The organism is Photobacterium sanguinicancri, assembly GCF_002265265.1.
In the GTDB taxonomy this organism is placed as follows: domain Bacteria; phylum Pseudomonadota; class Gammaproteobacteria; order Enterobacterales; family Vibrionaceae; genus Photobacterium; species Photobacterium sanguinicancri.
This window is the reverse complement of record NZ_NOIF01000002.1, coordinates 1-17,834: the sequence shown is the minus strand read 5'-3', so window position 1 is coordinate 17,834 and position 17,834 is coordinate 1. Positions and strand designations below refer to the sequence as shown.

Sequence of the window (17,834 nt, the reverse complement as noted above, 5' to 3'; positions counted from 1 at the left end):
CGAATCAACAGATCAAATCAGCGATTGTTTACCTTGGGCTGCTTTCAACAAAAAAGCGAGTATTTTCATACTCGCTTTTTTAATGCTGACGACAAGTGAGCTGTCGCTATAGCTGACGTTGCTCTGATTGGCGCGGCGCGGTATTGGCCGTCTTAATCGTGGGCTCAAGCGATGGTGCTTGGGTCAGTTGCACTTGCATCGATACCACATTGTTGATCATTTCTAGCATGGTCGCCCATTGCACCGATTTTTCTTTTTCAAATAGTGAATCAAAATTATCGGGTGTCCATACGACAAAATGATGCGGGTTCAGTGCTCGGCCTAAAAAGCGAATTTCGTAATGCAGGTGTGGCCCCGTCGATAACCCTGAGTTACCCGTCCAACCCAACAAATCACCCTTGCGGACAAATTGACCACGCTTCACATTGAATTTCTTCATGTGGGAGTAGGTCGACATAAAACCAAAAGAATGATCTAGCTTGATGAAGTTACCAGACCCTTTATTACTTGGGCGAACATTTTCAATCACACCGTCGGCAGGGGCATAGATAGGCGTGCCAATGTTAGCCGCAAAATCGAGCCCATTGTGGCGCTTACGCTTGCCTGTCACAGGGTGAATGCGAGTACCAAAACGAGATGACATGCGCGTGTCAGGTGTTGGACTGCCATTGGGGATCAGACGAAACAGCGTGCCACGCACAGCTGAGCTAATCGCGGCACTGTCGACGCGTTGTTCTAACGGTATATTGGTGTTTTCCGCCTGTAAGCCAAGGATGGTTTCTACGTCATCAATCCGCTGTTCTAGCATCATGAGTTCATTTTTCTTGTCTTCTAGTTCTTGGCTTAAAGCAAGGTTGGTGGCGTTTTCTTCCGACAACGAATCACTGAGCTGTTCGGCTTGAACATTCAGTTGACTGAGTTGGACGTTTGAAACTTCGTTTTGTTGGTATAGCTGGTAAATGTTCAAGCTACCGTAGCTCAACATACCACCTAACAATAAGACTAAAAAAGCGGCGTAGCGTTTCTTAAATCGGTTGATCAAATAATGGGATGTCCCACGACGGTGGGACACCGATATACAAATAGTGTCTGACATGATGATTCGTTACAGTTAAATGTTGTGTAAATCCGTTAGGTGTTCGAGTTCGCGATGTAACAGTTCATCAGTGCCGACGTTCAATTCGACGAGGCGTTTTAAATGACTAGCGCTATCGATATCGATGTGATGAATATTCATACGAAGGTAATCTTCGCAGTTATCCACTAATTGAGTGTCCATGCTCAATTTTATATCACTCTCATGTAAACAAAAGGTGATGGTGTAAGTGTCATCTTCACTTGGGTGCCAGCCCTCAGGGCGGGTAATTAAAATCCCTTGTAACGACAAGTCTCTTACATCTGTCTGCCAGCTGCCATCCGCTTGATGTAACGTAGCAGGTGCTTGATACATGATGCGCTTAAAGTGACGACGTTCAACCATAATTATGTATTCTTAATAGTAATTATAAAGGGTCGTGAGACATAACAAGCTTTGTCTAACAGTGTACGGTTAAATGGCCAAACACGCCAGTTAGATGATCACAAATTAAGCGCTTTATCAGTTAATTATACGGAAATCGCAATAATGTACTTACCTGAAAAAGTGCAGAGCGTATGGTTCATCGTGGAAAAATTGTCGTCAGGCAATACACCAAGCAGTGTACGGCGATTGTGAGAGGTTGTGGGAGATTATGAGTGTGTGGGGGACGTAACCAAATGGCAATGCCAAATAATAGTCACAAAAAAGGGCTGCATCGGCAGCCCTTAGTACAATCAAAACCTGACTCATCAGATTGTGATTAGCGGTATTACTTAGTAATACGCTTGTATTTAATACGGTGTGGTTCAGCCGCTTGTGCGCCCAGTGTTTTCTTCAGCCACTCAGTGTATTCGGTGTAGTTACCTTCGTAGAAGTTAACTTGGCCTTCATCACGGTAGTCAAGAATGTGGGTTGCGATACGGTCAAGGAACCAACGGTCGTGCGAGATAACCATGGCACAGCCAGGGAACTCAAGCAGCGCTTCTTCCAATGCACGTAGGGTTTCTACGTCAAGGTCATTGGTTGGTTCATCGAGTAGTAATACGTTACCGCCCGCTTTTAGCAGTTTGGCTAAGTGAACACGGTTACGCTCACCACCAGATAGATCGCCAATCAGCTTTTGCTGATCGCTACCACGGAAGTTAAAGCGCGACGCATAAGCACGTGCGGGTACTTCGTAGTTGTTGATACGGATGATTTCCGCACCTTCAGAGATCTCTTGGTAAACCGTGTTGCTGTCGTTCATGCTGTCACGGAACTGATCAACAGAGGCTAGGCTAACTGTTTCGCCAAGTTCTACCGTACCAGAATCGGGTTGCTCGACACCGCTTAGCATCTTGAACAAGGTCGATTTACCTGCACCATTGGCACCGATAATACCGACGATCGCACCCTTAGGCATGCTGAACGATAGGTTGTCGATCAATACGCGATCGCCGAATGACTTGGTTAGGTTCTTCACCTCAAGCACTTTATCACCTAGGCGTTCACCTGGCGGGATAAATAGCTCGTTGGTTTCATTACGTTTCTGGTGATCGTTATTGTTAAGCTCTTCAAAGCGCGCCATACGAGCTTTTGACTTAGATTGACGACCTTTAGGGTTTTGACGAACCCACTCCAGCTCTTTAGCAATGGTTTTTTGACGAGCATTCTCTTGCGCAGATTCTTGTTGCAAACGCGCATCTTTTTGCTCAAGCCAAGAGGTGTAGTTACCTTCCCATGGAATACCTTCACCACGGTCAAGCTCTAAGATCCAGCCAGCAGCATTGTCTAGGAAGTAACGGTCGTGCGTGATTGCCACAACAGTACCGCTGTAATCGACTAGGAAGTGCTCAAGCCAAGCCACAGATTCTGCATCCAAGTGGTTGGTTGGTTCATCAAGTAGCAGCATGTCTGGCTTATCAAGCAATAAGCGACAAATAGCCACACGGCGACGCTCACCACCTGATAGGAATTTAATTTTCGCATCCCATTCAGGCAAACGAAGGGCATCTGCCGCACGTTCTAGCTGCATGTCTAGGTTGTGACCATCTTTGGTTTCGATAAGTGCTTCTAAATCACCTTGTTCTTTAGCAAGTTTATCGAAATCTGCATCTTCTTCAGCGTATGCTGCGTATACCGCATCAAGACGGCTTAATGCGTTCTTAACATCAGCAACTGATTCTTCAACCACTTCACGTACTGTCTTTTCTTCATCCAGTACAGGTTCTTGTGGTAGGTAGCCGACTTTAAGGCCAGCTTGCGGGCGTGCTTCACCTTCAATATCGGTATCAATGCCCGCCATAATGCGAAGCAGGGTAGATTTACCCGAACCATTCAGGCCAAGAACACCAATCTTGGCACCAGGGAAGAAGCTTAATGAAATATCTTTTAAGATTTGACGCTTAGGTGGAACAATTTTGCCCACGCGCGACATGGTATAGACGTATTCAGCCATATCCGTTGCAATCTCTAATCGTAAAGGAAGGGGGTATTTTACTCGACCTTGACCTAACTTTAACAGTAATGTTCATAATTAGTGGTTAAGATTAATAATGCGACTACGAAATGGAGTTTTCTTGTGTTAACAACTGTCATGAAAAAGGTGCTATACGCCGCGTGTATCGGGCTAGGAGCTTGGGTTGCACCTGTATTGCAGGCAGCCACACTAGACGAACAACGGGCATGGTACGAGCAAGCACAAGACGCGCTTGAAGATAACGATGCTGAAAAATTCAGTCAGTTACGGAACAAATTGGATAAATATCCATTAACACCGTATCTGGATTACCGTGATTTTTCTCGCAGCCTAACAAATAAATCACCACAGGAAGTGCAAGCCTTTTTAACCCAATATAAAACGCTGCCCTTCCACCCCACGATTCAATACCGCTACGCCAGCTATCTTGCCATCGCTCAACGTTGGGATGAGCTGCTCGCGTTTCAGCCAACCAAGCCGCGTGATGAAGTGCTGCAATGTCAGTATTACTACGCCAAATTGCAACAAGGTAAAAAGCAGCAAGCATGGCAGGGCGCAGAGCAAATTTGGCTCAAAGGCAGCTCGATAGCCGATGAATGCGATCCGCTGTTAGAGGCATGGGACAAGGCGGGTAAACGTCACGATGAGAACATTCTTAACCGTATGATACTGGTGTACAAGAATGGTAATAAAAAATTCCTGACGTACCTGAATAAGCAATTATCCACCTCGGGCCGTATTACGGGTAATAAGGTGATTGAATTACTGGATAAGCCCGCGCTGGTGGCTGATTTTGCTAAAGCCAGTAAAGTCACCCCGTTTAATCAACAATTAACCGCCGCGGCTTATCAACGCTTGGCACGTAAAGACGTAAAAGAAGCGGTAAAACACTATACCCGCACTATGGATGGTCAGCACTACAGCAAAGCCAAACGCCAACAGTTGGCCGAGTTTGTCGCTTCACGCTTAATGACCACAGATAACGCTGACTTGATCACTTGGCGCGATAAGGTTATCGCCAAAAGCACCAAGGTCAGCTTGATAGAACGCCGTATTCGTAATGCCATGCGTGAAGGCGATTGGCCTGCAGTGGAAGTGTGGGTACAACGTTTACCCGCTAAAGCGAAAGAGACCACCCGTTGGACATTTTGGCAAGCGTATTTGTTAGCGCGTGATGGTAAGCAAGCACAAGCCAATAAGATGTATGAATCCTTGCTTGGCCTGCGCGATTTCTACAGTGTTGCTGCGGCCACAATATTGAAAAAGCCGATTGAATACCCCATCAGCAAAAGCAAATTGGTTGTCAAAGATACCGATGGCGACCGTGAAACGTTAAACCGTATTAAAGAGCTAGTGGCGGTCGATAAACTGTATGCCGCCCGTAGCGAGTGGGCGTATTTGCTACGCGGTAAAAAGCCAGAACAAGCCTTAACGTTGGCGACCTATGCCGCCGCTAACCGTTGGCACCACTTAGCGGTACAAGCCACTATTGCAGGGCGTTTATGGAGCTATCACGAACTGCGTTTTCCATTGGCTCACAAATGGTGGTTTGATTTCTTTAGCAAAGAGCGCGATTTACCGACCACCACTATGATGGCGTTAGCGCGCCAAGAAAGTGCGTGGAACACCGAAGCGCAATCGCCAGTCGGGGCACGCGGCTTAATGCAGTTAATGCCTGCCACAGCGAAAGAAACCGCCAAGAAGTTAGAGCGAAATTATAAAGGCAAAGACAGCTTGTTCGATCCCGGCGTGAACATTCGTCTTGGCAGTGGGTATTTAAAAATGATGCTTGATCGCCATGACAATAATCGGGTGTACTCGTTTGCTGCTTACAACGCGGGCCCTAGCCGAGTGAACCGTTGGCAGCAGCAAACCGATGGGCAGCTGGATGTTTTTACCTTCATTGAAGCCATTCCGTTTAATGAAACCCGAGGGTATGTGCAAAATGTGCTGATGTTTGATGTGTATTACAGTAAGCGCATGGGGCAGAAAAAGCCCTTGCTAACGCCCGAGGAACTGCAAGCAAGCTATTAACTGCCCTGAGAAACAGGTAATATTTGCGCCAGAACGTAATGCCTAGAATGAGGTTTAAATGTCCACTACCACTGAAACACCGGAATTTACCGAGTGGCAACAGGTAATTGATTTGTTGCGTCAGGCATCGGATGAGCAAAAAGACGATGTATTGATGAAGCTGTTACTCACGCCAGATGAACGTGATTCTTTATTATCTCGTGTGAATATTTTTCACGAACTGCTAAATGGCGAGCGTAGCCAGCGTAAAATCAGTGAATTGCTGGGTGTGGGAGTAGCGACGATTACACGAGGCTCTAACGAGTTAAAGCATCACGATGCTGACGTGAAAGTCTGGCTGGCTGAATTACTGAAAAAACAGCTGTAACGCCTGTTACGTTAACCTGTTATAGAAAACAACAGCCCATGACATCCGTGATGTCATGGGCTTTTTTGATCTCGCTATTATCAGGTGTTATGTCACCCATTAATCACGACGCGATCTCGGGGAATAAGGCCGGATTTAAAAACGGGATCAACGCCAAGATCAAGGCTTGTTGATAGACAGAGCTGCGACTGAGCTTATGGTTGGTCAGCATCGCAATCGCCCCACCTTTTTGTTTAATGTTGGTTTCATTAAACATGGTATCCATTACATCACCTAGCTCGATACCTTGTTCTAGCTGTGCCAATGCCGCTGGAGGCAAAGGTAGCGAGGCCGAACGCGCTTCACCACGCAATGCGCCACATGCGTGTTCACCACTTTCAATTACCATCCAGGCAAAAGTGTGCGAACCATCAATCCCTGCTTCTAGGCCCACGTAGTAGTCGGCATTCGCTACGAGTTTGCGAGCATTCTTAACGCGATTACGTGCGCCGAGTAAGGTTTCATCAGCTGTCATGGGTTGATCGCGTACTTCGCTTGCTACGCTCACACCTTCAACATTAAAAGTCATGTGCGGTAATGCTTCGGCAAAGGCGTTCTCGACCGCTGAGATTTTAGCAGGGTTGGTAGATGCGACAATAATCGTGGCCATGGTCATAATCCGTTAAAGAATAAGAGAAGGCGATGATTGTACAAATACAAATAGGCGCCGTGAAGTCACGGCGCCTATTTAAATCATCTACTGAGCGGGAATAATCGTTTAAAGATTAACGATCGTAAGCCCAATCAGACTGAATGATGTAACCATGAATTTGGAACTCATCGTTGTTCACAAATAGGTTAGGGAAATCAGGTTGCGAGGTCGAGAACACCACACCATCAGCAAGCTGTGTCATGTGGTAAAAATCAGGTTCGCTGCCACGTACCGAAGCAAAGACAGGCTGCTTCGGACGGTAGCTTGCAGTGCGAGTCGCTAATGCATAGCTGCCGACTGGTGCACAAAGTGCGATATTTTCGTTATCAACAAACAGGCCTAGGCACTCGTCGCGGTCTAGGTGGGCCGGGATCGCACGTTTGCTAACTACATCCACTGTTGCGCCTTGGCGAAAGGAAGAGAAATCTTTACGGTGAATAACCGGAATGTAAGTGGCGGTAGAACCTTGGCTTACTTCATTGTTAATCGTCGTGGTCGCTTGGGTGCTGGTATCGACTTGGCCAGTTAGCAAGTAGCTAATAGAGGTGTTGAGTGTCGTGGCGATGGTTTCAAGCTCACGCACTTCAATGCCGTATTTACCCGATAGTTTACGGCTCATAGTGCCTTGCTGAAGGCTTAATGCTTCACCAAGTTGCTTTTGGCTAATGCCTTGAATTTTGGCTAAGCGCTTAATTCTTTCTAAATATTCCATAATTTAGCTTCCTGCTCACAGTAGATTTGAATGCAAAAGGCATTCTTAAAAGTCATAACTTATTTTACTGATAACAAAATCAAAGGAATTACTGGGGTATAAAAAGTGCGATGGGTTTCGTTAAAGGAATATATTTCAAAATAGTTATGGGTAAAAAAAGGGACAAAATTCGAGTTAAGAATTAACCTTGAGTCAAAAATAGGCCATTTAGGCTGCCTTTTTGGGAGGGGTATCATGATTTGCGTGTGTGCTAGTTATTGAAATATATTTTTTATGTGATATCAAGGCGCAATATGATTCACTGCTCATATTTTGAGTATGCGCATAGTTGCCTTTTGTGACAAAAGTGACTTTCGTATAGCGTATATTGAAGTAAATGGGGAAGGTAATAGTTATAAAACTCGCACCCATCCTTATAGGATGTGGCGTTGGAGGGGCATTTATTGGTACTGCTCAATAAAGGTAAGGCATGATACATCTTGTTTGCTAACCGCATGCCTCTCCTCTATGATGCAATGAGTTTAATAATCGACCTATCACTATGTCTGCAACGCTCTCATTTTACCAACAAAATACCCCAAGCCTTTGTCAGCAATATAACTCGCTCACCTTCGAGAGTGTTCACGCGAGCTGGAAGCCGTTTTGGCCGCACAGCGGTGATCGGGTATTGGATGTGGGTGCAGGGAGCGGTCGAGATGCTAAATGGATGGCAGCCCAAGGTTGCGATGTTATTGCACTAGAACCTTGTGATGCACTGCGCCAAGCAGGAAAAGCGCACACAGGCGCCGCGGTAACTTGGCTTAACGATGCCTTGCCAGCCCTGAGTAAAACAGAAAACTTAGGGATGCGTTTTGACTGTATCTTAGTCAGCGCGGTTTGGATGCACCTAGCCCCAAGTCACCGAGAACGCGCGTTTCGCAAGCTGTCTAATTTGCTGGCCTCAAACGGTCGGTTAGTGATCACCTTACGTCATGGCGGATTTGATGATGGTCGCCAAGACTATGGGGTATCGGTAGAAGAAATAGAGCAGCTTGCTAAAAACAGCGCATTGCTAGTCAAGCACACTAGCGACAGCCAAGACTCCCTTAATCGCGATAAAGTGCATTGGCAAACGGTCGTGATGAGCCTACCTGATGATGGCTCGGGTGACTTAAACCGTGTGCGTCATATTATTGTGAATGACAGTAAATCAGCCACCTACAAACTCGCGTTACTACGTACCTTGCTACGCGTGGCGGATGCTCATGCTGGTGCTGTGATTGATCGCAGCGATGGTAAGGTTGCGATCCCCGCAGGGTTAGTAGGGCTGTATTGGATGCGCCAGTTCAAGCGTTTGATTGATATCGACATTGAAAATAGTGGTGGTATTCAACAAAACTCGAATACCAGCAAAGGGTTGGGTTTTGTTAAAGATGATGGCTGGAACCAACTTAAACATTTAGCGGCTGACGATTTAACCGTTGGGGCAATGTTTCTTGGTGACGAAGCCAAAGCATTACAAAAAGCGCTGTCGCATACCTTAGCAACGATTAAAAGCGGACCTGTAACCTTTATATACCAAGGTGATAAAACGAATCGCTTATTTGATATTCAGCCTTCATCGCAACGTCGTAAAACCTTATCCTCACTCGTTATCGATAGTGACTTTCTAGCCAGCTACGGCAGCTTTGTGCTGGATGAAAGTTTGTGGGAGTGTTTCCGGTTATATAACGCATGGATAGAGCCATTAGTGGTTAACCAATGGATTTTAGAAATGCAGCGTTTTGAGCTAAACCGCGCCCGAAATATTGGCCTACAAACCTACCATGATTGCTTGGTATGGATAGACAAAGATCATGACACCCGCGATGTGCGCAAGCGGGTCGCCGAACTTAAAAAACAAGATGCAGATTTATATAGCGTGTGGAGTGGCAGCAAGCTCAAAGAAATCTTCCACATCGATCACTGCCTGCCATTTGCTTACTGGCCCAATAACGACAAGTGGAATTTGCTACCCACTACCGCCAGCGAAAACCTGAAAAAGAGCGATAAAGTCCCAACGTCAAATCGCCTCCAAGCCTCAAAAAGCCGTATTCTCGATTGGTGGCAATTGGCGTGGGGGGAAGACGACGCGCTACAAACACGCTTCTTCTCTGAAGCCGCATTATCACTTCCTAATATTCCCCCACAATGCCACGACTTCGAGCTAGTGTTCGAAGCCATGGGGCTACAAGTACGGGGCGTGAAGAGCCGATTGTTAGTAGGGGAGTGGTAGGTTTATTTCTGGTATTTAGGTAACTGCTTTTGAGCTCGAACACTTTTATATATACCAGCCTTAATTATTTTGTTGATGTCCTAAAAATAGGGTGCTTGGTTTATTCTGTTAAAGCTTATGACGTCCTAAGACTTGACATCAAAATTAACGATGAGTAAGTAATGTGTATTTTGATGGCTGTCATATTTAGATACCGGAACAAATCATAGGAAATTGTAATTTAGAAAAGGGGAATAAGAGGCCATGGCTGTATACAACACCGCTTCAGATTCAGCTAACACTGCAGTCCGAGCGTTTTTGACTAAGGTTGGTGAATATTATTTGGGACATTCATTTAACACCGCGAGTGGGAAAGGAAAAGTAATATGGGAAGCTATCCGAGATACCTACTTCAAGTCTTGTTGTGCTTACTGTGGGCTAAAAACTGAACGCCTTCAAGTTGAACATGTGTTGATGTTTAACCGGACAGAGTTTGGTTTGCATCATCCGGGGAACACTGTCCCTTGTTGTAAATTGTGCAACAAGCGGGCTAGAAAATCAGATAAGTCTTTCTGTAGTTGGGAGGAACACTTGTTTTCAGTTTGTTCATATAGAAAAGAGGAGCAACTATATGAAACTAGAAAAGAAGCAATCAAGGGTAACTTTAAACGATTTTCGTACCCTAAACTTAATGAAAATGAAAAGCATGCCATTCGGGTAATAGCGGCAAGTCTATATGAAAACATTAAAACAGAGTCAGAAAAATCATTGAGTATGTATAAACAACTTGATGAAGCATTTGTGAAATCAAGTTGATAAAAACGAGCTTGTTGAAAGTGGGAGTTATCATAGTAATCTAGCTGCAAATCAGTAGAATATGGCGGCTAAGTACTATGAGGTTATATTGATGTCAGTTAAAGCTATTGATTTGTTTGCTGGTGCCGGAGGATTCACACTCTCAGCTCATTATGCTGGCGTGGAGGTTTTAGCGGCAATTGAGTTCGATAAAGCTGCAGCAGACACTTATGATAGAAATTTCAATCAAAATCAGAAACGCCAGGTTAAATTGCTCAACGGAGATATCAATCTGATAAAGCCGGAAGCGCTTCGTCAAGATCTTGAACTAAAGCCAGGCGAACTAGACATGATACTCGGCGGGCCACCATGCCAAGGTTTTTCAACACACCGTATTAAAGATGCTGGTAAAAATGACCCGAGAAATGCCTTGCTTCTGAGATATTTTGAGTTCGTTAACGAGTTCTCACCCAAAGCTTTCTTGGTGGAAAATGTTTCTGGTCTTTTATGGAAACGCCATAAACCATTTTTAGATAAGTTCATAGCACTAGCTGAAGATGCTGGTTATGTAATTAAATTCTGCGACACAGTAAATGCGAAAGATTACGGGGTTCCTCAAAACCGTAAGCGCGTATTTATTTTTGGAATTAGAAATGATTTAGACTCGGACGAAATTGTCTTCCCACCAGCAGAGACTCATTTTTCTCCAGTCTCAGGAGAAAAGCCTGAATGGTTAGCATCATCATCAGTATTTGAAAAAATCCCAGAGCATCTATACCCAGTTTACTGGGAAGATTTCTTCGATAAGAAAGATAAGCGTGATAAAGAAGAAGTGTTTAAACTTCTCAAATTACTTCCTCATGGGAAGACTATTAAGAAGAATGATCCATGTAACATTCACATGAAGCCAAGTGACATGATGAAAGTGCGCTTTGCGGATACCCCATTAAACGGTAGTCGTGAAGATGCTGGTGAACAACACAGGCTAAAGTGTCATTCAAATGGCTACAAAGGGCACAAAGATGTGTACGGGCGAATATTGATTCATACACCAAGCAATACAATTACTACTGGTTGTAATAATCCGTCAAAAGGTCGTTTTGTTCACCCTTGGGAAGATCATGGGATGACATTGCGCCATGCTGCTCGTTTACAGTCCTTTCCTGACTGGTTCAATTTTTATGGCAGCTCAACCGAGCAGGCTCGTCAAATTGGGAATGCCGTCCCGCCTTTGCTTGGTAAAACCCTCATCGAGCATATATGCAGTAGATTGAGTTGATGAAAGTGCCTACAATGTTAGGCGCTTTTTTTTTATTTTCAGTAAGCTAGATAAAATACGAGCTTATAAATAACTGGAATCTTTTTATGGCTTATACCTCTTCAACTTTTAAAACTAGGGCAAGGACGATTGATCATCTTGGACGGGAGCAGATTGCAGACTGCCCGACTGCCATATCAGAACTATGGAAAAACGCTTTCGATGCATACGCAACAGATGTAAGCCTTCATTTGTTTGATGGAGATACTGATGTTGCAGCATTGTTGGATAATGGCCATGGTATGAGCCGTCAAGATTTCGAGGAAAAGTGGCTCACTATCGGAACTGAATCTAAAACAGACGGTTTTGAAATTTTGGAAGCTGACCGTAATGGATTGAAGCACCGAGCGAAACAAGGGCAAAAAGGGATAGGTCGTCTATCGAGTGCTGCTTTAGGCCCTTTGTTGTTGCTGGTGTCTAAGCGAAAAAACGATAGATTTGTTGCGGCATTAATTGATTGGCGCTTGTTTGAAAACCCTTACATATATCTTGATGATATTCGTATCCCTATTCATGAATTTGATAGTTGTGCAGATGTGTTGGAAGAGCTTCCAACGATGTTTGATAAGTTACTAGGGAACTTATGGGGGGATTCTGAGACAGAAATTCAAGCTGAAGCGTCAGCACTTGCATTGGTTGAAAATATACAAGAAGAGGAAGCTCTAACTATTACAAGAGCTGTATCTAAAGCAAGAACTTCCCGTTTAGTATCTGCTTGGAAGCAGTATAGTGATTTGGAGTTAGAAAAAGGCATTTCATTAAAAGAAACCACTAAATCGAAAATAGAAAACACTTTGATAAAGGAAGTGTTTTCTGAGCGTCATCTTGGCAAATGGGCTGTTTGGAAAGAAGAAAGCGATCAAGGCACAGCTATGTTTACAGCTGAACTATCTGAAGATTTGAAAGCACAGCTCTCTTCGACGCCATATAAAGAAGCCGGAGAAACAGACGTTGGTTATAAAGAGAATTTTTTCCAAACATTATCAAATTTCGTAGATCCGTTTAGTAAAAATAATGAACCACAGACGGACAGTTTTAGCTGCTCTGTGACAGTTTGGCGAGGGATTTATCCTGACACAATTCTAGGGAAGGATAGGCAGTTTGATCTAGCTAACCTAGAAGATTTAGAGCATGTTGTCGAAGGGCAAGTCGATAGTGAAGGATATTTTTCCGGCAGAGTGAAGGTCTTTGGCGAATGGATTGAAGACTACGTTGTTAAGCCTAAGCAAATATACAAAACACGAAAAGACAGTGCATTCGGCCCCTTTCATTTGAGGGCTGGAACATTTGAGATGCAGATAGGAAGCACATCCTTATCGGATGATCAGCATGCTTCATTTGTTGAGCAAGCTGAAAAATATGCTGGTTTCCGAGTTTATAGAGACGGTTTAAGAGTTATGCCCTATGGGCGTGCAGATAATGATTATTTTCGAATTGAAGAGCGACGTTCTAAAAGTGCGGGTAGATATTTTTGGTCCAACCGTCGTATGTTTGGGCGCATTGCTATTACTCGAGAGAACAACCCTAATCTGAAAGATAAAGCGGGGCGTGAAGGCTTTATAGAAAACCGTGCATCTAAGCTATTCAAAGAAATAGTAGAGAAAATACTCATCGATGTGGCTGATGAACACTTTGGTGGAAAAGCTGAAAACAGGAAACCAACGCTTGAATTTATTCGAGAAAAGAAAGCACTGCAAAAAGCGGAAGATGATCGTACAAAGTTGCTGTCTCGTGAAAGAAAGCGTATACGAACCGCAATAAAGAAAAATACCAGCTCACTAGTCGAGCATCTAGAGAAGCTTAGTAGCCTAAAACACAGCTTTGAAAGCCGTATTAAATTGAACTCAGTGGATGAGCTGCAAAAACTGAAGAAAGAAGCAGACGCTTTAAGTGAATCGACCCAAAACTATTCTTTGAGCCCGGTTCCACCTAATTTAGGTCGCCTTGAAGAGGACTACCGCTATTATCGTAAGCATGAACTTGCAGCTAAAGAAATAGTCCAGCAGCTTACGGTCGTTGTTAATAAAGCGCTAGAAGAGTCCTCTCAAAAGACAGATTTTGAAAAAGCCAATGAAGTATATCGCAGTAAGCTAACCAGTTTGAACAATGCCATCAACCGATATGCTTCACGTGGTAAAGAAGCGTTGACTAAGCAGGTGTCTGATTTTGATAGAATAGTTAAGCAATGTCGAGACCAATACAAACTTGAAGTTGAAGACGCTCTAGAAGATCTCAAGCTAGAAAAAATTTCTTTGGGTAAGGTGCTAACGATCCTAGATGAAACCCAATTGAAGGTTGATGTAGAAAACAGACAGAAACTGGGCCCTTATGCGACAGCTCTAGAAAGCCTTGAAGAACAAATTGACTTGGAAGGTTTAGCCTTGCATAGCATGAATGAGTCAATTAAGTATCGAGAAGAGTTAGTTCGACTTCACTCTCTTGCTCAACTAGGTATAACGGTAGAAATTGTAGGTCATGAAATGGAAAGCTTGGACCGAAGTGTAGATTTCGGGCTTAAGTCTTTGGCTCAAACTAATTTATCTCCAGAACAAAATGGTCATTTACGTCGTGTAGATGAAGCTCATCAAGCATTGATGGATAAATTACGCTTTCTTTCTCCGTTGAAGCTCTCAGGTGAGAAGGTGTCGAGAAAAATTTCAGGTAAAGAAATATCTAGCTATGTTGAGGCATATTTTGGGGAGCAGTTTGAAAGATCCAGTGTTACTTTTTGTGCGACTAGAAGCTTCGAATCTATAGCTATAGTTGATATGCCATCGAGGGTTTTTCCTGTATTTATCAATTTAGTTAATAATTCTCTATATTGGGTTCAACAACATGAGTCAGAACAAAAAATTACGCTAGATGTCATAGATGGCGAAGTCGTTGTTTCAGATGATGGTCCTGGAGTTGATATCGATGACATTGAACAGCTATTTACACTTTTCTTCACTCGTAAGCAGCGAGGAGGAAGAGGAGTTGGGTTATACCTCTCTAAACAAAATCTAAACGCCAGCGGTCACAAAATAAGATATGAAACACGTGACCGTTACAAAGTACATGCTGGAGCAAACTTTGCAATTGAATTCAAGGGGATGAAGAATGAATAGTTCGGCAGTAGCAACGGCTGTGGAGGTGCCAATCGAAAGTGTTCTTATTCCTAAGTATCATCAAATGATTCACGAAGCTTTCATCGATCCAATTAAAAACGTAACAGTCATTGATGATGAGTACCCAACATTGTCTCAATTTTTGGTTCAGACGACAGACGCAATACCTCATAAGCAGCTGAAGCCAGAAAATATCGAGCGTTTGCAAAGCATTATTTCAATGTGTCATCAAGAAAAGAATTGGAGTCTTGATGTCTTTGATGGCAAAGATCCAAAACTAGGGGGTGAGGATGGGGTGCCTCCATATCTTAATCATAGTGATTTAGTTGTTCTGGATTATCATTTAGAAGGGGTCCCTACGACTAATAGTGGGGAAAGAGCTAGAAAAATCATTTCTGAGCTTAAAAAAAATAACCGATTCAATATAATTCTTGTTCACACAAAAGGGTTCGATGGTGGTGACATTGAGAAAGTATTCGATGAAGTGTTGAGAGAGACTTTTATTTTCCCAGAAAAGCACCCCTTTGTAATTGATGAGGAATCAGAAGGTGTTATTGATGCTTGGCTTGATGGCAACGATGAAGGATCTAGCTATTCATTCTTTAGCCAGAGAATGGGAATTAAAAGTATATTGGAGCATCTGGGTTTTGGAGAAAAGAACTGTGGCAATGTAATGTTTCCCCAGCATTTTTTGAACTCATTTAAACAGGAAGTTATAGATGTTGCCAAGCTAATGGGTATCCCTCAGTCAACCCTGACAAAATGGTATGTTGGGCAACAACTTAAAATGTTGAAAATCCCTCTTGTCAGTGGTGCCGTTGAAGACACTGTTTGGTGTTGGAAGGGGGCAGATAATCCTAACTTTATCTCTACTGGTCGAGTGTTTATATCTGTAATTAAGAAAGGAGATCAATCTCCAGAGACTGAACTCATTGACCCCTTAAAAGCGGCATTAGTAGAGGCAAACTCTTCACCAATGCATCTACTAATGGCAAAGATACGCGCCAGCATAGACGAAAATGGTTTGGAGCAAGCGAACAAGATTGTTTCCCAAAAAGAAGCTCAAGCAGGTTGGTTAAACAATTTGTTAAAAGAAGGGGCCTTACATACTCATAATGAAATAATCAGTGCCCATTGGGAGCAGTTAGCTAGAGCCACCCATTTGGAACTAAAGGAGTTTTCTCAACGCCTTGTAGATTCGGTCTCAGAGCTAGTAGGCGGTGGTGCGAAAGATGCCGAAAAGTATTTTTTTGGAAAAAACATCGATCCAAATAATACGCTAGCACATCTTAATGCTTTTAATTGCTCGCAACCGGAATTTGGCCCCCATTTGACTACTGGGACTGTGCTTCGTTTCGATGGTGATTTGTGGGTATGTTTAAGTCCTGCTTGCGACTTGGTTCCTCGAGAGAGAAAAAGCTGGGAAAGTCGAATAGGTTCTGATTTTCTTGCTTTTAAAGCAGTAAAGTTGCTTCCGGTGCCAAAGCTTTCCCGAGCGAATGAAGACGCAAACTCTAATAACTTTATTTATTTAGTGCTAGATGGTAAACCAGAAGCTTTTTGCCTAGGGCATAAGCCTAGTGATAATCCTATTTGGGATCTGTTCTATGCATCCAATCGAGGAGTGTTTTCGATGGATGGTATTTTACGGGTTTTTTGTTTGCGTCAATCTGAGCAAGTAAATGAAGGTGATAATGGGAAACTACCTCTTGAAACTCGTGAGTTACTAGCAAAGCCAGTTTCAGAGTTGAGGTATGAATATGCGCTTAATTTATTACAAAAATTTGGTTCTAATCAGTCTCGTGTCGGACTTGGTTTTACTGATCTAAATGGTTTTATGAAGTAAACCTGTTTAAATTTCAGTTGTATATAGCAGTATTAATTAAAGAAGGTGACGGTTTCAGTCGAAATGTCACCTTCTTTGCCCTTGTATTTCTGGCGATTTTGTTGTCTTGTGATTGCCACTAGCGTTGCTGCTAGTTTTGAAATTACCATATTATAGCCTTTAAAAAACAAAGAGATCTGAGGGGGGCGTTATGCATAGACACGTTAAGTCTTTGATTTATTGCAGATACAAAAACGGGACATCCGAAGATGTCCCGTTCCAAACGTTTGGTGGAGCTGGCGGGAGTTGCCATCACACACTAAAGTTAGTTTGAAATCAGCAACTTATACTGCTAAAAATCAAGAGTAATCTCATTTTAGTACAAAACATCAGTACACAACAAGCACAACTAATGCTTTAGCTAGTTGTTTTATAGAAAATCATTCAAGCGTTACAAGTATTGGACGCCTGTTCAACTCCCTGTTTCAAGTCATGAGTCGATTTACACCCTAGAGGCAGGGGAGTACTGAGTTAATCTGCATTAACAGTGTTATAGCGAAGGGATTAGTATGATCCCTCGCAGACTTAAGAAGTTCCTTTAGGAATTGTTAGGTTTATCTGTTTTTGCTTAAAAAAGCAGCACACAGTAAAAATAAATAATTTATTTTTTTGACTGTATACTTTTTTATTAAGTGTGGTAGTAAGGGGCGGAGGCCAAGTCTATTAATGGGGAGTTTTAAAATGTAATGGAAATAGTCATATTTTAATGTAAAAACACAATAAATCCGCCATTCTTACCTTGTTGCCTTTCCCCAAGTTACATGTATATTTGCGTCCAAGTCGTTACGAACTCTTGTTTTAAAATAGCTGTTCAATAAGTTTATAGCCATAACTACTTATAGTTGTGCTGTACAAATATATTAAGGGGTAATTGCATGGGTGATGATAATAAATATTCTAAATTTAATGTTGATAAAGCTCTATCAAAATACATCAACTCAAAAAAAGAAGAAGAAGATAAAAGGAAGCTTGTAAGTGAGCTACTTGTGGAAATAAGAAAGGCTTTTGGTGGTAAAAACCCACTGTAAGGATAGGTTTTGATAATAGAAAAGTTAAAACATGTTTTTAGTCTTTGTAAGAAAAAAGATAACAATAAAACAGATGTGGCAATTAAAGAAAGAAAAACAAAAACCAAAACCAATAAAAAAATAAAACC

The 17,834-nt window shown here is 42.9% G+C and carries 13 protein-coding genes; 8 read left to right on the top strand and 5 right to left on the bottom strand.

Annotated features, from left to right (window positions below):
- Nucleotides 1–106: 106 nt before the first annotated feature.
- From ASV53_RS00520 to ettA, 3 genes are all read right to left on the bottom strand, one after another.
- Complete coding sequence (locus ASV53_RS00520; RefSeq protein ID WP_062691315.1) at nt 107–1,096, bottom strand: M23 family metallopeptidase; 990 nt, start codon at nt 1,094–1,096, stop codon at nt 107–109.
- A gap of 15 nt (nt 1,097–1,111) precedes the next feature.
- The gene (locus tag ASV53_RS00515; RefSeq protein ID WP_094955713.1) at nt 1,112–1,480 is read right to left on the bottom strand and encodes a PilZ domain-containing protein; all 369 of its coding nucleotides are present in this window, start codon (nt 1,478–1,480) and stop codon (nt 1,112–1,114) included.
- Between the two features lie 367 nt (nt 1,481–1,847).
- Nucleotides 1,848–3,515, bottom strand: coding sequence for an energy-dependent translational throttle protein EttA (ettA, locus tag ASV53_RS00510; RefSeq protein ID WP_094955712.1), 1,668 nt, complete (start codon nt 3,513–3,515; stop codon nt 1,848–1,850).
- A gap of 138 nt (nt 3,516–3,653) precedes the next feature.
- Between ettA and sltY the strand changes: the two genes are divergently transcribed.
- Entirely contained in the window at nt 3,654–5,570 is a 1,917-nt protein-coding gene (gene sltY, locus ASV53_RS00505; protein WP_094955754.1) for a murein transglycosylase, read from the top strand.
- A gap of 58 nt (nt 5,571–5,628) precedes the next feature.
- Nucleotides 5,629–5,937 (top strand): trp operon repressor, encoded by a 309-nt coding sequence (gene trpR / locus ASV53_RS00500; RefSeq protein WP_048898040.1) that lies wholly within the window; start codon nt 5,629–5,631, stop codon nt 5,935–5,937.
- A gap of 103 nt (nt 5,938–6,040) precedes the next feature.
- On the opposite strand, the gene yjjX is transcribed toward trpR, so the two are convergent.
- Together yjjX and ASV53_RS00490 are read right to left on the bottom strand one after the other, a co-directional pair.
- On the bottom strand, nt 6,041–6,586 hold the full coding sequence (gene yjjX / locus ASV53_RS00495) for an inosine/xanthosine triphosphatase (RefSeq protein ID WP_094955711.1): 546 nt from the start codon (nt 6,584–6,586) through the stop codon (nt 6,041–6,043).
- Nucleotides 6,587–6,701: 115 nt separating this feature from the next.
- Entirely contained in the window at nt 6,702–7,340 is a 639-nt protein-coding gene (locus ASV53_RS00490) for a helix-turn-helix domain-containing protein (RefSeq protein WP_062691317.1), read from the bottom strand.
- Nucleotides 7,341–7,881: 541 nt separating this feature from the next.
- Between ASV53_RS00490 and ASV53_RS00485 the strand changes: the two genes are divergently transcribed.
- The 6 genes from ASV53_RS00485 to ASV53_RS25355 all read left to right on the top strand — a co-directional run bounded on the left by ASV53_RS00485 (nt 7,882) and on the right by ASV53_RS25355 (nt 17,706).
- Nucleotides 7,882–9,594, top strand: coding sequence for a class I SAM-dependent methyltransferase (locus tag ASV53_RS00485; RefSeq protein ID WP_094955710.1), 1,713 nt, complete (start codon nt 7,882–7,884; stop codon nt 9,592–9,594).
- Nucleotides 9,595–9,837: 243 nt separating this feature from the next.
- Nucleotides 9,838–10,389 (top strand): HNH endonuclease, encoded by a 552-nt coding sequence (locus ASV53_RS00480; RefSeq protein ID WP_094955709.1) that lies wholly within the window; start codon nt 9,838–9,840, stop codon nt 10,387–10,389.
- Between the two features lie 91 nt (nt 10,390–10,480).
- Nucleotides 10,481–11,647 (top strand): DNA cytosine methyltransferase, encoded by a 1,167-nt coding sequence (locus ASV53_RS00475; protein ID WP_094955708.1) that lies wholly within the window; start codon nt 10,481–10,483, stop codon nt 11,645–11,647.
- Between the two features lie 86 nt (nt 11,648–11,733).
- Nucleotides 11,734–14,793 carry an ATP-binding protein gene (locus ASV53_RS00470; RefSeq protein ID WP_094955707.1) on the top strand — a complete coding sequence of 1,020 codons (3,060 nt, stop codon included), beginning with the start codon at nt 11,734–11,736 and terminating at the stop codon, nt 14,791–14,793.
- Entirely contained in the window at nt 14,786–16,639 is a 1,854-nt protein-coding gene (locus ASV53_RS00465) for a response regulator receiver domain (protein WP_094955706.1), read from the top strand. The genes ASV53_RS00470 and ASV53_RS00465 overlap by 8 nt, the downstream gene beginning before the upstream one ends.
- 914 nt (nt 16,640–17,553) lie before the next feature.
- Nucleotides 17,554–17,706 (top strand): hypothetical protein, encoded by a 153-nt coding sequence (locus ASV53_RS25355; RefSeq protein WP_189337796.1) that lies wholly within the window; start codon nt 17,554–17,556, stop codon nt 17,704–17,706.
- The last annotated feature ends 128 nt before the right edge of the window (nt 17,707–17,834 follow it).

Excerpts from the sequence above, each read along its gene's own strand:
- ASV53_RS00520 (WP_062691315.1), bottom strand. The coding sequence starts at position 1,096 with ATGTCAGACACTATTTGTATATCGGTGTCCCACCGTCGTGGGACATCC.
- ASV53_RS00515 (WP_094955713.1), bottom strand. The coding sequence starts at position 1,480 with ATGGTTGAACGTCGTCACTTTAAGCGCATCATGTATCAAGCACCTGCT.
- ettA (WP_094955712.1), bottom strand. The coding sequence starts at position 3,515 with ATGGCTGAATACGTCTATACCATGTCGCGCGTGGGCAAAATTGTTCCA.
- sltY (WP_094955754.1), top strand. The coding sequence starts at position 3,654 with ATGAAAAAGGTGCTATACGCCGCGTGTATCGGGCTAGGAGCTTGGGTT.
- trpR (WP_048898040.1), top strand. The coding sequence starts at position 5,629 with ATGTCCACTACCACTGAAACACCGGAATTTACCGAGTGGCAACAGGTA.
- yjjX (WP_094955711.1), bottom strand. The coding sequence starts at position 6,586 with ATGGCCACGATTATTGTCGCATCTACCAACCCTGCTAAAATCTCAGCG.
- ASV53_RS00490 (WP_062691317.1), bottom strand. The coding sequence starts at position 7,340 with ATGGAATATTTAGAAAGAATTAAGCGCTTAGCCAAAATTCAAGGCATT.
- ASV53_RS00485 (WP_094955710.1), top strand. The coding sequence starts at position 7,882 with ATGTCTGCAACGCTCTCATTTTACCAACAAAATACCCCAAGCCTTTGT.
- ASV53_RS00480 (WP_094955709.1), top strand. The coding sequence starts at position 9,838 with ATGGCTGTATACAACACCGCTTCAGATTCAGCTAACACTGCAGTCCGA.
- ASV53_RS00475 (WP_094955708.1), top strand. The coding sequence starts at position 10,481 with ATGTCAGTTAAAGCTATTGATTTGTTTGCTGGTGCCGGAGGATTCACA.
- ASV53_RS00470 (WP_094955707.1), top strand. The coding sequence starts at position 11,734 with ATGGCTTATACCTCTTCAACTTTTAAAACTAGGGCAAGGACGATTGAT.
- ASV53_RS00465 (WP_094955706.1), top strand. The coding sequence starts at position 14,786 with ATGAATAGTTCGGCAGTAGCAACGGCTGTGGAGGTGCCAATCGAAAGT.
- ASV53_RS25355 (WP_189337796.1), top strand. The coding sequence starts at position 17,554 with ATGGGTGATGATAATAAATATTCTAAATTTAATGTTGATAAAGCTCTA.